General features: G+C 59.6%; 12 protein-coding genes. 11 read left to right on the forward strand and 1 reads right to left on the reverse strand.

Annotated elements, in window-relative coordinates; translation table 11 throughout:
* Positions 1-64 precede the first annotated feature (64 nt).
* From secD to NIM87_RS01345, 3 genes are read left to right on the forward strand one after another with little or no spacing between them, the layout of a single operon-like run.
* Positions 65-2,614 (forward strand): protein translocase subunit SecD, encoded by a 2,550-nt coding sequence (gene secD, locus NIM87_RS01335; protein ID WP_254672830.1) that lies wholly within the window; start codon positions 65-67, stop codon positions 2,612-2,614.
* Positions 2,598-3,005 carry an Mth938-like domain-containing protein gene (locus NIM87_RS01340; RefSeq protein ID WP_254672831.1) on the forward strand — a complete coding sequence of 136 codons (408 nt, stop codon included), beginning with the start codon at positions 2,598-2,600 and terminating at the stop codon, positions 3,003-3,005. Before secD ends, NIM87_RS01340 begins: the two co-directional genes overlap by 17 nt.
* A complete protein-coding gene (locus NIM87_RS01345; protein WP_254672832.1) occupies positions 3,005-3,847 on the forward strand; it encodes a phytoene/squalene synthase family protein in 843 nt (280 codons plus the stop codon). Before NIM87_RS01340 ends, NIM87_RS01345 begins: the two co-directional genes overlap by 1 nt.
* A gap of 271 nt (positions 3,848-4,118) precedes the next feature.
* Here the strand turns inward: NIM87_RS01345 and NIM87_RS01350 are convergent, their stop codons facing one another.
* The gene (locus NIM87_RS01350; RefSeq protein ID WP_254672833.1) at positions 4,119-4,832 is read right to left on the reverse strand and encodes a GntR family transcriptional regulator; all 714 of its coding nucleotides are present in this window, start codon (positions 4,830-4,832) and stop codon (positions 4,119-4,121) included.
* 257 nt (positions 4,833-5,089) lie between these two features.
* Between NIM87_RS01350 and NIM87_RS01355 the strand changes: the two genes are divergently transcribed.
* From NIM87_RS01355 to NIM87_RS01390, 8 genes are all read left to right on the forward strand, one after another.
* The gene (locus NIM87_RS01355) at positions 5,090-6,178 is read left to right on the forward strand and encodes an ABC transporter ATP-binding protein (RefSeq protein WP_254672834.1); all 1,089 of its coding nucleotides are present in this window, start codon (positions 5,090-5,092) and stop codon (positions 6,176-6,178) included.
* 31 nt (positions 6,179-6,209) lie between these two features.
* On the forward strand, positions 6,210-7,502 hold the full coding sequence (locus NIM87_RS01360) for an ABC transporter substrate-binding protein (RefSeq protein ID WP_254672835.1): 1,293 nt from the start codon (positions 6,210-6,212) through the stop codon (positions 7,500-7,502).
* A gap of 135 nt (positions 7,503-7,637) precedes the next feature.
* Positions 7,638-8,495: an ABC transporter permease gene (locus NIM87_RS01365; RefSeq protein ID WP_254672836.1), complete on the forward strand. Its 858-nt coding sequence runs from the start codon at positions 7,638-7,640 to the stop codon at positions 8,493-8,495.
* Position 8,496: 1 nt separating this feature from the next.
* On the forward strand, positions 8,497-9,312 hold the full coding sequence (locus NIM87_RS01370; RefSeq protein ID WP_254672837.1) for an ABC transporter permease: 816 nt from the start codon (positions 8,497-8,499) through the stop codon (positions 9,310-9,312).
* Positions 9,309-10,040, forward strand: coding sequence for an aspartate/glutamate racemase family protein (locus tag NIM87_RS01375; RefSeq protein WP_254672838.1), 732 nt, complete (start codon positions 9,309-9,311; stop codon positions 10,038-10,040). Before NIM87_RS01370 ends, NIM87_RS01375 begins: the two co-directional genes overlap by 4 nt.
* Positions 10,037-10,852 carry a GNAT family N-acetyltransferase gene (locus tag NIM87_RS01380; RefSeq protein WP_254672839.1) on the forward strand — a complete coding sequence of 272 codons (816 nt, stop codon included), beginning with the start codon at positions 10,037-10,039 and terminating at the stop codon, positions 10,850-10,852. The genes NIM87_RS01375 and NIM87_RS01380 overlap by 4 nt, the downstream gene beginning before the upstream one ends.
* 305 nt (positions 10,853-11,157) lie before the next feature.
* A complete protein-coding gene (locus tag NIM87_RS01385) occupies positions 11,158-11,841 on the forward strand; it encodes a TetR family transcriptional regulator (protein ID WP_254672840.1) in 684 nt (227 codons plus the stop codon).
* Positions 11,842-12,071: 230 nt separating this feature from the next.
* Positions 12,072-13,139 carry a BMP family ABC transporter substrate-binding protein gene (locus NIM87_RS01390; RefSeq protein WP_254672841.1) on the forward strand — a complete coding sequence of 356 codons (1,068 nt, stop codon included), beginning with the start codon at positions 12,072-12,074 and terminating at the stop codon, positions 13,137-13,139.
* The last annotated feature ends 30 nt before the right edge of the window (positions 13,140-13,169 follow it).

A 13,169-nucleotide genomic window follows, 5' to 3' on the forward strand; every position in this document is an offset into this window, starting at 1 on the left:
GACGTTCATTGCGTGCCCGCCGGAGCCCACGGGCTCCGGTTTCGTTTTCAGGACCTTCTTCCCCATGCAGTCTTCGCCGATCCGTACAGTCGTTATCCTGTTTGCAGCGGTCATTGGGCTGCTGTTCGCGGTGCCCAATTTCCTCTCCAAGGACGTTGTTGACGCCCTTCCGGGTTGGCTTCCCAAGCAATCCATGGTGCTTGGCCTGGATCTGCAAGGTGGCTCGCACCTGTTGCTTGAAGTCAACCGCGACAGCATCGTCACCGAGCGGCTATCCGATTTGCGCCGCGACGCGCGAAACGTGCTGGCGAACGAAAATGGCATTGGCAACATCATCACCACGGATGTCGCCTCCAACACCATCACTATCGAGCTGACCGATCCCACGCAGAAGGACGCAGCACAAACGGCGGTAGAAGGTCTGCAGAATACGCTGAGCAACGCGCTTTTTGCCGGGACGGGCACCAATGAGCTGTCCTTCGGTGAAACCGCCGATGGCAAACTGACCATTGGCCTGACGCCCGATGGTATTTCCCAGCGGATGAGCGCGCTGGTGGCGCAGTCCGTGGAAGTGATCCGCAGCCGTATCGACGAGTTGGGCACCACCGAGCCAACCATTCAGCGCCAGGGTGACACCCGCCTTCTGGTGCAGGTTCCCGGTTTTGGCGACAGCGAGCGTCTCAAGAACATCATCTCGCAGACAGCGCGCCTCACCTTTCATATGGTGTATCCTGGCCTGACGCCCGACCAGGCAGAGGCACAGGGCCTGCCGCCTGGGACCATGATCCTGCCCAGCCAGGACGGCACGCGCGAACTTCTCTACGAGGACATCGCCATTGGCGGCGAGTCGCTCAGCGATGCTCAGCCCAGCTTTGACCAGCAGCGCGGCATTCCCGTGGTCACCTTCCGCTTCGATACGCGCGGCGCCATCACCTTCGGCGAAATCACCTCGCAGAGCGTCGGACAGCGATTTGCCATTGTTCTGGACAATACGGTCATCACTGCGCCGGTCATCCAGCAGCCGATCACCGGTGGCTCCGGCCAGATCAGCGGCAGCTTCACCACTGCTTCGGCAAATGACCTTGCTGTGTTGTTGAGGGCTGGTGCATTGCCGGCCAGCCTCGATGTGGTCGAAGAACGCTCGGTTGGTCCGAGCCTGGGTGCCGACTCCGTGCGCGGCGGCGTTATTGCCGGCATTATCGGCGGCGTCTCAACCGTTCTGTTCATGCTGATCGCCTATGGCACCTTCGGCGCCTTCGCCAACCTGGCGCTGATTCTCAATATCGGCCTGGTCATTGGGGCGCTGTCGGCTCTGGGCGCCACCCTGACCCTGCCGGGTATTGCCGGCATCGTGCTGACCATGGGCATGGCCGTGGATGCCAACGTGCTGATCTTTGAGCGCATGCGCGAGGAACAAGCCGCGGGCAGGGGTGCTGTTCAATCCATTCAGGCCGGTTTCCAGAACGCCATGAGCGCCATCCTGGACTCCAATGTCACCACATTCATTGCAGCCGTGGTTCTGTTCTTCCTTGGCTCCGGTCCGGTCCAGGGCTTCGCCGTGACGCTGGCCATCGGTATTTTGACCACGCTGTTCACGGCCTACTTCATCACCATGCTGATCATTGGCCGCTGGTACACCTGGCGCCGGCCCAAGAAACTCAAGATCCAGCTGTTGCGCCTGATACCGGACGATACCACGGTGCCGTTCATGAGCTGGCGGCGCATCGCCATCATCGCTTCCATGGTGCTGACCCTGGGATCAGTGGGCCTTTTCTTCATCCACGGCATGAACCTGGGCATCGACTTCAAGGGTGGCACCTCCGTCGAAGTTCAGCATCAGGATGGACCGGCCGATGTCGGCCATATCCGCGAACTGCTTAGCGCACTCGATCTGGGTGACGTTCAGGTGCAGGGCTTCGGGACGCCTGAAGATGTGTTGATCCGCATCGAACTACAGGATGGCGGTCCCGAGGCGCAGCAGGCTGCCGTCGACTCGGTGGTGACGACTTTGGCTACCGAAAACTACGAACTGCGACGGACCGAGGCCGTCAGTGGTACGGTTTCCAGCGAATTGGCATTGTCCAGCACCATCGGCCTTTCCGTCGCGGTGCTCGGCATCCTGATTTATCTCTGGTTCCGCTTTGAGTGGCAGTTTGCGGTCGGTGCCGTGGTCTCGACCCTGCACGACGTTGTCCTCACTCTGGGCTTTTTCTCGCTTACCGGGATCGAGTTCAACCAGTCCAGCATCGCGGCCATACTCACCATTGTGGGCTATTCGCTCAACGATACGGTGGTGGTCTATGACCGCGTCCGCGAATTCCAGCGAAAGTATCGCAAGATCCCGCTGGTCGACCTGCTTGATCGTGCCATCAACTCAACCCTGTCTCGCACCGTGCTGACCGGTCCCACGACCCTGTTTGCCCTCCTGGCTCTGGCAGTGTTCGGCGGTGAGGTGATCCAGAGCTTTGTGCTCTCAATGATCTTTGGCGTGCTGATCGGCACCTATTCGTCAATTTTCATTGCCGCGCCGATCCTGGTCAATCTCGGCCTCAAAGACCGGCCGGAACCGGAAACCGAAGCCAAGGAAAAGTCTGTCGATGGCGCTGCCGTCTGAAACCGCGTCCGGCGCGGGAGGACGCTTCCCGCGACAGGTTGGCATAGATGCTTATGGCAATGGTGGCTTCCGCTTTGCCGAGATGTCGCACAAGGGCTCCTTGCTTTGCCTGCCTGATGGCATGTCCGGCTGGGACATGCCATCGGCGGCCGAGCTGACACTTGAAAGCCTCGCGCCTGTGTTGGAACAGGCGCAAGGCCTCGACGTGCTGTTGATCGGCTTGGGCAGCGACATTGTCGCCATCGACCCGGCCATCCGCCATGCGTTCAGGGATCGTAAGGTCATTATCGAGGCCACCCAAACGGGCGGTGCCGTGCGCACATACAATGTTCTTTTGGCCGAGCAGCGGGCCGTTGGTGCGGCGCTGATCGCCGTCGAGAACGCCCGCTGATGGCAGGTGAGAGTTTAGACTTTGCCGCCAAGGCGCTGCGCGAGAACGATCGCGACCGCTATCTGGCGACACTGGTGCTGCCCGCCGCAGCGCGTCCCGGCATTGCAGCGCTCTATGCCTTCAATGCCGACATTGCCGCCATTCGGGAGCGTGTCTCAGGTCCGCAGCCCGGCGAGATCCGCTTGCAATGGTGGAACGATGCGCTCACCGGCAATGGCCATGGTGCGGTGCGTCAGAACCCGCTGGCCGATGCGCTGCTGGACACGGTAGAGCGCTACGGCCTGCCCATTGGCACCTTGCAGCGGCTGATCGGCGCCCGTCGCTTCGATCTCTATGACGACCCCATGCCCGACCTCGGGACCTTCGAGGGCTACGCGGGCGAAACGGCCTCCACCCTGTTCCAGCTCTCGGCCATGATTCTCAACGATGGTGCTCCGGTCGAGCCGGGCGATGCTGCTGGCCATCTGGGTGTCGCGCAGGCGATGATCGGTCATCTGCGCGCCTTTGGCCGCATATCCGCCCAAGGCCGCATCATGTTGCCCTGGTCCATATTGGAAGCAAATGGGGTAACAGAAGGCGAAATTTTCGCTGGGCAGCAAAGCGAAGGCCTCCATGCGGCATTGAGTCAGGTCGCCGAACTCGCAGTCGGTCACTTGAGCAAGGCTCGGGCGGCAATTGCGCAGCTGCCAGCCACTCTACGCCCCGCTTTCGCGGCGATTGTCCTGCTCGAAACGCAACTGAAGTCGTGGCAAAACAACAGCAATGTTTTTGCTGTCCCGGCCGACGATGCCGATTGGCGCAAGATCGCGCGCCTTGCCTGGTGGAGCCTGAAGAACAGGTAGACCGCGCCCAGGCCGCTCACCTACAAGTCTGCGGTAATTGTCGCGCTGTGTGGATTCGAACCGAGGCCAGCAATCAGCGGCCCGCCATCGAGACAATTCACGAGGGAGAATTCTTAAACCAGTCACACGGTTTGGGATTCCAGCATTGGACTATTGGGTCCCCGAGCGGATAACTCGACCCGCGTTGGCAAACTCAAATCTCCAGCAATGACTCGCGCATGTGTCGGAAGGTTCAAAGTGTGATTGGCTCCCACCCCGGAACGGTTCGGGCTTATTCCACCGACAGAAGAGCCTCCCTGAGGGGGCGCTCCGCATAGGAGCGCAGGTCGAGGTCGGTTTCGATATGGTCGATATGGGTGAGGACGAGGCGGCTGGCGCCCTCGGCGTCACGGTCGCGGAGCGCCGCGACAATATCGCCATGCTCATTGTGGCCGCAGCTCGACGCGCCGGTGCGCCCGTAGAGCGCAATGACCAGGGAGGACCGCGCGATCAGCTCTTCCATGAAACGCCGCATGATGGGGTTGCCAGCAACATCGGCCAGAAGAATGTGAAACTCTCCCGATGCCCGAATGGCAGCACGGCGCGAGGCGGGACCGCGCTCCTGCAGGAGCCGGGTCTCTTCTTCGAGGCAAGCGTCAAAGCGCGCGAAAGCTTCGGCCGTGGCCTGGTTGGCCGCTATACGGGCAATGCCGGCCTCAATCTGACGACGGGCTTCAAACAGCTGCCTTGCTTCTTCCGGACTCGGGCTGGCGACAAAGGCGCCACGATTGCGCTCAGCGCGCACTAGGCCTTCAAAGGTCAGTGACTGCAAAGCGGCGCGCACCACGGTGCGGCTCACATCAAACAGCTTTCCCACTTCTGCTTCCGACAGCTTGGTGCCCGGCACCAGTCGGTGCTCGATAATGGCGTCGCGCAACTGATCGCGAATGACCATTGCCCGGTCATCGGACTGTACTGCGGTTTCAGAGAAAGAAGTTTGGGTCATGATTCACCTGACCATTCTCATAGGAGCATTTAGCGCGCAGTGAAAGCAAAAGATCGCCGCCAAAGCACATCACAGATTGCATACAATCTGACCGCCGTAGTGTCGACATGTGATCAATGATTAGGCATTCAGTGCAATAGGTGTTTTCCTGAGCACATAGATCGTTCAACTAAATAGTTGTGTTTTCAGTCACTTAAGCCTCGGTAGGGGCAATTGGCACGCTGGTTGCAAAAACAGTCCCGTCAAAGGGGGTGTGGATGACCAAGGCAGCGTCGATCGATATCGCATCGGTTTCCAAGATTTACGGCAAGACCACTGCCGTGGACTCGATCAGCCTCAAGATCCCCGCCGGAAGCTACTGCTGCCTGCTCGGGCCTTCGGGCTGCGGCAAGACCTCCACCCTGCGCATGATTGCGGGGCACGAGAGCATTTCGGTGGGCGATATTCGGCTTGGGCCCACTGTCGTCAATGATCTGCCGCCCGCCAAGCGCGGCACGGCAATGATGTTCCAGTCCTACGCTCTGTTCCCGCATCTCGATCTGATCGACAATGTTGCTTTCAGCCTCACCATGGCTGGCATGACCAAGAACGAGCGCCGGGCCAAGGCGCTGGACATGCTCACGCTCATGCAGATGGAGGCCTATGCCGACCGCCGGCCGGCCCAGCTCTCCGGTGGCCAGCAACAGCGCGTGGCCCTGGCCCGCGCGCTGATCACTGACCCAGAGGCACTGCTGCTCGATGAGCCGCTCTCGGCGCTCGACCCCTTCCTCAAGGTGCGCATGCGCGCCGAACTCAAGAAGCTGCAGAAAAGCCTCGGCATCACCTTCGTCCACGTGACCCATAGCCAAGAAGAGGCCATGGCGCTGGCTGACCTCATCGTTGTTATGAGCGACGGGCGCATCGAACAGGCCGCGCCACCACGCGAGATTTTCGAGCGTCCGGCTACGGCTTTTGTTGCCCGCTTCATGGGTGACCACAACGTCATTTCGGGCCGCTCAGCGGGGGGCGCCGATGGCCTGGCGCAATTGTCCATTCCGGGGGCATCGACCTTTGCCGCCATGGGCACCGCGTCCGCGGACAACCAACCCCTCGATATCGCCGTCCGCACCGACCGGGTCCGGCTTGGTGGCCCAGTGACCAAGGGTCTCGGCTTCACCGGGATAGTTTCCAACATCGAATATCGCGGCGCCACGGTGAAGATCACCTGCGATGGCGCCGGCATTTCCGACTTCACCGCCATCATTTCCGACAAGGCGTTCTTTGCTACGACAGTCAGCGTCGGGGATGCGGTGCCCCTCAATTGGGACGCCGGGGACGCGATCGTCCTTGGTCGTCTTGATGCCTAAATCGTCACTCCAGCGAACAGGGACAACAGCTATGACGAAGACCACAGAGAAAAAGGCGGGGATCAGCCGCCGCAACTTCCTCAAGACCGGCACTGCCGCAGTGGCGGGTGCAGCCGTCGGTTCTGGCGCCATCACCGGCTTCCCCACCATCTGGGCGCAGAACCCGATCACGCTGCGCCAGTTTGGCACGGGCGTATCGAACCTCAATGCCATTGCCGAAAAGTGCAAGGAAGACCTCGGCATCACGCTCGAAATGACCGCCACCGACTCCGACGCCGCCGCGCAGCGCGCCGTCACCCAGCCGGACAGCTATGACATTGCTGACATCGAATACTGGATCTTGAAGAAAGTCTTCCCCACCGGTGTCATCCAGCCCATGGATACCTCGCGCCTGACCTATTACGATCAGATCGTGCCATTGTTCAAATCGGGCAAATTGCTGCCCGACAGCGTCATTGCGCAGGGCACCGCGCCGCACACGGTCGGCTTTGTCGAAAGCATGGACAGCAAGACTTTCGCAGCTGGCGAAACCGGCTATTTCACCATGGTCCCGACCATCTACAACGCCGACACGCTGGGCATTCGTCCTGACCTGGTCGGACGCGAAATCACGTCCTGGGCCGACATCATGGACCCGGCCTTCAAGGGCAAGACCTCGATCCTCAACATCCCCTCGATCGGCATCATGGACGCGGCCATGATCATGGAAGCCATGGGTGAAATCACCTATGCCGACAAGGGCAACATGACCACCGAAGAAATCGACAAGACCATCGACTTTCTGATCAAAGCCAAACAGGACGGTCAGTTCCGTGCCTTCTGGAAGAGCTTTGACGAGAGCGTCAACCTGATGGCGTCGGGCGAAGTGGTCATCCAGTCCATGTGGTCGCCAGCCGTTGCGGCCGTCCGCTCTCGCGGCATAGCCTGCAAGTATCAGCCGCTTAAGGAAGGTTACCGCTCATGGGGTGGTGGTCTGGGCCTGGCCGCCCACCTCTCCGGTGCACAGCTCGATGCCGCCTACGAATATATCAACTGGTACACGTCCGGTTGGGTCGGCGGCTACCTCAATCGCCAAGGCTATTACTCGGCCAATATGGAAACGGCCAAGCAGTACATGTCCGAGGACGAGTGGGGCTACTGGATCGAAGGCAAGGCTGCCCAGGGCGACATCCTCGCTCCCGATGGCACAGTCATGGAAAAGGCCGGCGCCGTGCGTGATGGTGGCTCGTTCGAAGAGCGCATGGGTAAGGTTGCCTGCTGGAATTCGGTCATGGACGAAGACCGCTACATGGTTCGTCGCTGGAACGAGTTCATCGCAGCTTGATGAGACGGGGAGGTAAACCCGCCTGACACTGATCCGCCCTCGGGCTTGACCCGAGGGCCAATGCCAAGCTGGCACGGGTCGCGAGTGGCCCTCGGGTCAAGTCCGGGGGCCGCACCGTGGAACTGGAGAGCACTGTTGAACAACCTTCTGACCCGCGCGACGCCTTATCTGCAGGCAACGCCACTGACCTTGATCTTGGGCTTCTTCCTGGCTTTGCCGATCCTGCTACTCGTGCTCGTCAGCTTCTGGGACTATGATTTCGCCGGCATGTATCCGGGCTTTTTCACCTTCAACTATGCCGAAACGCTGGGCTCCTGGGTAACCTGGCGCACCTATGGCAATACGCTGAAATTTGCTTTCTTGGTTTGGGCAATCACGGCGTTTCTTGGGTTCTGGGTAGCCTATTTCCTGGCCTTCCACATTCGGACCACCGCCATGCAAATGGTGCTGTTTCTTGTCTGCACTGTGCCCTTCCTGACATCCAACATCATCCGCATGATTTCCTGGATCCCGGTGCTGGGACGCAACGGATTGGTCAACTCAACTTTGGTCAGCGCAGGGGTCATTGATCAGCCAATAGAGTGGCTGCTTTATTCAGACTTCGCCGTGGTGCTCGCCATGGTGCATCTCTACACCCTCTTCATGGTCACCCCGATCTTCAACACCATGATGCGCATTGACCGCGCCCTGGTGGAAGCGGCCCGCGATGCGGGCGCCAAGAATTGGCAGATCATCTGGCATGTCATCCTGCCGCTGGCCAAGCCGGGCATTGCCATCGGCACCATTTTCGTCGTGACCCTGGTCATGGCTGATTTCTCCACCGTGCAGGTGATGAGTGGTGGGCAATCCGCTTCGGTGGCTCTGATGATGCGCAACCAGATGAGTTTGCTGCAATATCCGGCGGCAGCCGCCAATGCAGTCGTATTGCTGGTGGTGGTCCTTGTGATGGTCGCGGGCATCCTCCGCATTGTCGATATTCGCAAGGAGCTGTGAGATGAGCGAAAAACGCAGCCTCGGCTTCTATGTCCTCGCCGTCTTCTTCATCCTTTTCGTGCTGTTCCTTTATGGCCCCCTGTCAGCGGTGTTCATTCTGAGCTTCCAGGGCCCCTCCGGGGGGCTGACCTTCCCGCTCAACGGGGTGTCATTGCACTGGTTCTTCAACCTCTTCGAGCGTCAGGCCGTGGGTGATTTCGGCGCCAGTTTTGGCCGATCCTTCGCGCTCGGACTTATGGTCATGGCGGTGACGGTGCTCGTATCACTGCTAGCAGGTTTGGCCTTTAGACGGCGCTTTTTTGGTGCAACGCCATTGTTTTACCTAACCGTGGCCAGCCTGGTGGTTCCCTCCATCATCGTCAGTCTGGGGATTGGCGTCCTCTACCAGCAGATCGGTATCCGGCCCGCCTGGTTCAGCTCCGCTTTTGGCGCCCATTTGACCTGGACGCTGCCCTTCGGCGTCCTCATCATGTTCGCGGTCTTCAACCGTTTCTCCCCCACATATGAAGAGGCGGCCCGTGACCTTGGTGCCTCCTCCTGGCAGACCTTTGCGCATGTGGTCCTGCCCATGATCGCGCCAAGCCTGATCGGTGTCGGGCTGTTCGGGTTCACCCTGTCCTATGACGAGTTCGCACGCAGTCTCATGACTTCTGGCAGCGCCAATACCTTGCCGCTCGAGATCTATGGCATGACCACCAATGTCACGACGCCGGTTCTCTACGCACTGGGGACGGTGACGACACTGTTTTCCTTCCTGGTCATTCTGGGGACCATCGGCTTGATTCAGCTTCTGCAGCGCCGGCGGGTGCGGTCATGACCAGGCTGCTCGTGGTCAATCCCAACACCACCGCGACCATGACCGAAACCATTGCTGCTGCCGCGCGCCAGGCGGCAGGTGGGGAAACCGCGATTGAGGCGGTGACCAGCGCCATGGGGCCCGCCTCGATTGAGGGCTTTTACGACGAAGCTTTTGCGGTGCCGGGCCTGCTGGCCACGATAGCGGCTGGCGAATCGGGTGGAGCGCAGGCAGCCATCATCGCCTGTTTCGACGATACCGGCCTAGACGCTGCGCGCGCGATGGCGGCAATTCCGGTTCTCGGCATTTGCGAAAGCGCTCTCACTCTCGCTGCCATGATCGCCAAGCGCTTCACCGTGGTGACCACGATGGAGCGTTCTCGCGTGCCCATTGAGGAACTCGTCGACCGCTACGGCATGGCCCGAAAGGCCCATGTTCGCGCCGCCAATATTTCGGTCCTGTCCCTGGAAGATCCCAATTCAGGCGCGCGTGATAAGCTGAGAAGCGAGATCACCCGTGCTATTGCCGAGGACAATGCAGAAGCCATCGTTCTCGGATGCGCTGGCATGGCGGATCTGGCGCGCACCCTTCAAGTCGAATTCGGCATGCCAGTGATCGACGGGGTGGGCGCGGCCGTCAAACAGGCGGAGGCTTTGGTAGCACTGGGGCTGTCCACCAGCAAACGCGGCGCCTATGCTGCGCCTGTCCCCAAACCCTATACAGGCATGTTGGCCCAATTCGCTCCATGACCGCTGACATTCGCATCCTCAACATCGATCAGATCGAAACACTGATCGACTGGGCTGCCGCCGAAGGCTGGAATCCGGGTCTCGACGATGCCCGACGGTTTCAACTGGCCGATCCAAACGGTTTTCTTGGCGCCTTTGTCGATGGCCGCATGGTCGCGGGAATTTCGGTTGTCGCCTACAGCAACCAGTTCGGCTTTCTGGGGCTCTATATCTGTCATCCCGATTTTCGTGGGCAAGGCTATGGCCGCGCCGTCTGGAATGCTGGCATGGCCTATCTTGGCGACCGTACAATCGGCCTTGATGGTGTACCTCAGCAGCAGGCCAGTTACCGCAAGATGGGCTTCGTCACCGAGTACGAAACCGTCCGGATGGTGGGGGCGCTCGATCTTGTCTCGGCACGGCATGTCAGTGTTGCGCCGATTTTGGCCGCTTCGGTCGTACGGGATGTCGACCTCGCCTGTTTTCCCAGCGAGCGACAGTCATTTTTGGAGGCTTGGATCGCGCCCCCGCACCAGGCGTGGTTCAGCACGCGCGACGGAGCGGTTACCGGCTATGTTGTTGTCCGCGAGTGCCGGACTGCGCGAAAGGTCGGTCCGCTCTTCGCCCATGACCTTGAGACAGCGATGACGCTGCTTGGCACTGTCGAGGGTGAGGTTCAGATTGATGTGCCCATGCACCAAGTTGCTTTGCTGGCCAAGCTGAAAGAGCGCGGTTTTGACGGGCAATTCAACACGGCCAGAATGTATCGAGGCGCCGCACCTGACGTTCGTCTCGATCGTGTCTTTGCGGTGTCGACGCTCGAACTAGGGTAGTTCGTCAACCTCGTTACGCACGCCTCAGAATGGCCAGCTGCGTCTCCCCAAAACCTCCAGTAACCAAGATCCGTCGATGGCTCAAATCTTCGGTGGCCGCGGAATATCCGCCTTTCTGCTTTGTGCCTCAAATCGAACGATCGCGGCCGACATTCAGGCGCAAACAAGGAGTTGCCAAGCGCGAAATCAGCGATGTTTCCGCTGCGACCGTGCTGAGGTGCATGCCTGTTTGTGCCTCGACGATTGCATGCAACTTGCAGTCTTTTTGCCGCGGGGTTAGTCAGATGCCCTGAATGGAGGCGCACATGCGGGCAGCGAAAAAGCGGATCGGACCGCCCTCTGGTCCGCGGCAGCTCAATATTGCCGAAACCCGCGACAAGATTCTAAGGGCCGCTATCGTCCAATTCGCCAAAAATGGCTTTTCGGGCGCGCGCATCGAGAGCATCTGTAAAGACGCAGACGTCAATGCGCGCATGGTCTATCATTACTATGTCGACAAGGCCGGCCTTTACGTGGCCGTGCTTGAGCACGTCCTGGGTGAATTGCGGACCGAGGAGCTCAAGCTCGATGTCTCTGCCGCAGAGCCGATTGATGGCCTTTTGACCATGTTCGACTTCATTTTCGGTCACTTTGCCAAGCACCCCGAACTCATCCGCTTGCTCTCGGCGGAGAACCTGCTGGAAGGGAGCTATCTCAAGACCTCGATGGCGACCCCGGCAGTTGCATCACCGGTGGTCGAGCATATCGATACGCTTTTACGGCGTGGTGAAGAGCAGGGTGCGGTGCGGGTCGGGATCGATGCTCTGCACCTCTATGTGGTCATGGTCGCGCTTTCCTATTTCCACAAGTCCAACGCCTATACCTTGGCCACCATCTGGAACGACGCGCTTCTCACCCGAGATTGGCAGAACGATCATCGTGCCTTTGCGCGAAGCATGCTCGCTACCTTCTTGGCGCCTGTCCCTGCTTCCCAAACTGCCTGCCCATAATTTAAGCAACCTCCGCCTCTTGCCTGGGCATTGATCTAGGGGCGTGCCCCGATTGGTCGGCTCAGCACATTGCTGCCTCGATATTCGAGCTTAAGTTGTTCATCCCGCAAGTCTTTTAAGTATATAGTTTTTTACTAAATGGCGGTGGCCGAAGGAGCGTCCCGGACGGGTTTGGCACGCCGATTGCATTAGTAAGTGGGTGATTACTAATTCGGTGCAAGGACTCCACCATGACGCTTAAACATTTGCTCAGTGCAGCGCTGGCCGCTTCAGCGCTCGTTGCTCTCCCCGTTTCGGCCGACGATAACAAAATCGGCTTCATCTATGTCGGTCCGGCCGCCGACTATGGCTACAACATGTCCATGGACCTCGGCCGCCTCTACCTGGAGGAGAAGATTGAGGGCATCGAGACCACTGCGATCGAGAACATTCCTGAATCGGCCGAAGTCGAGCAGGTCATGGAGCGCCTGATCAATTCTGGTCACTCCATCATCTTTGCCACGAGCTATGGCTATCTCGACTACGCAATTGCCCTTGGTGAAAAATACCCTGACGTAAAATTCCTCCATGCTGGCGGTCTCAAGACGTCAGACAATGTCGGCACCTATTGGGCTGATAGCGACGATGGCATGTATCTGGCCGGTATCGCAGCCGGCGAGAAATCGGAAACCGGCAAGCTGGGCTTTATCGGCGCGTTCCAGATCCCGCAGCTCTTCCGCTCCATCAACGCCTTCACGCTGGGTGCGCAATCCGTCAATCCGGACGCAACCGTGACGGTGGTCTGGACCGGCGGATGGTGGGAGCCGCAGAAGGAAGCCGATGCGGTCAACGCATTTGCCGATGAAGGCATTGACGTCATTGCCGAGCAGGTGGACAGCCCCATCACCATTGCGCAGACTGCCGAGAAGCGCGGTGTTCATATCATCGGCAAGGACGTCAATGTGATGGATCGGGCTCCGGCTGCGTGGTTGACCGGCGTTTCCTGGAACTGGGGACCGATGATGGAGCAACTGGTTTCCGAAATCCACGCTGGGACCTGGACGCCTTCACATTTGCGCAGCGACCTGGCTGGCGGTGCTGCCGTGCTTGATCCGTTTGGCGATGCGGTTCCTGCGGAAGTGCAGTCGGCCGTGGTCGCCAAGAAGGACGAGATCGTGGGCGGCAGCTTCGACATCTGGAGCGGCCCTATTCTCAAACAGGACGGTTCGGAAGCCGTCGGTGCTGGCTCTGCACTCGACATGACGGCCATCGAAAGCATGGACTTTCTGGTTCAGGGCGTGATCGGTTCGACCAACTGACCTGCCGGGGCGGTGCCTCGGCTCCGCCCC

It is taken from the genome of Devosia ureilytica (genome assembly GCF_024273195.1).
GTDB classification, from domain to species: Bacteria; Pseudomonadota; Alphaproteobacteria; order Rhizobiales; family Devosiaceae; genus Devosia; species Devosia ureilytica.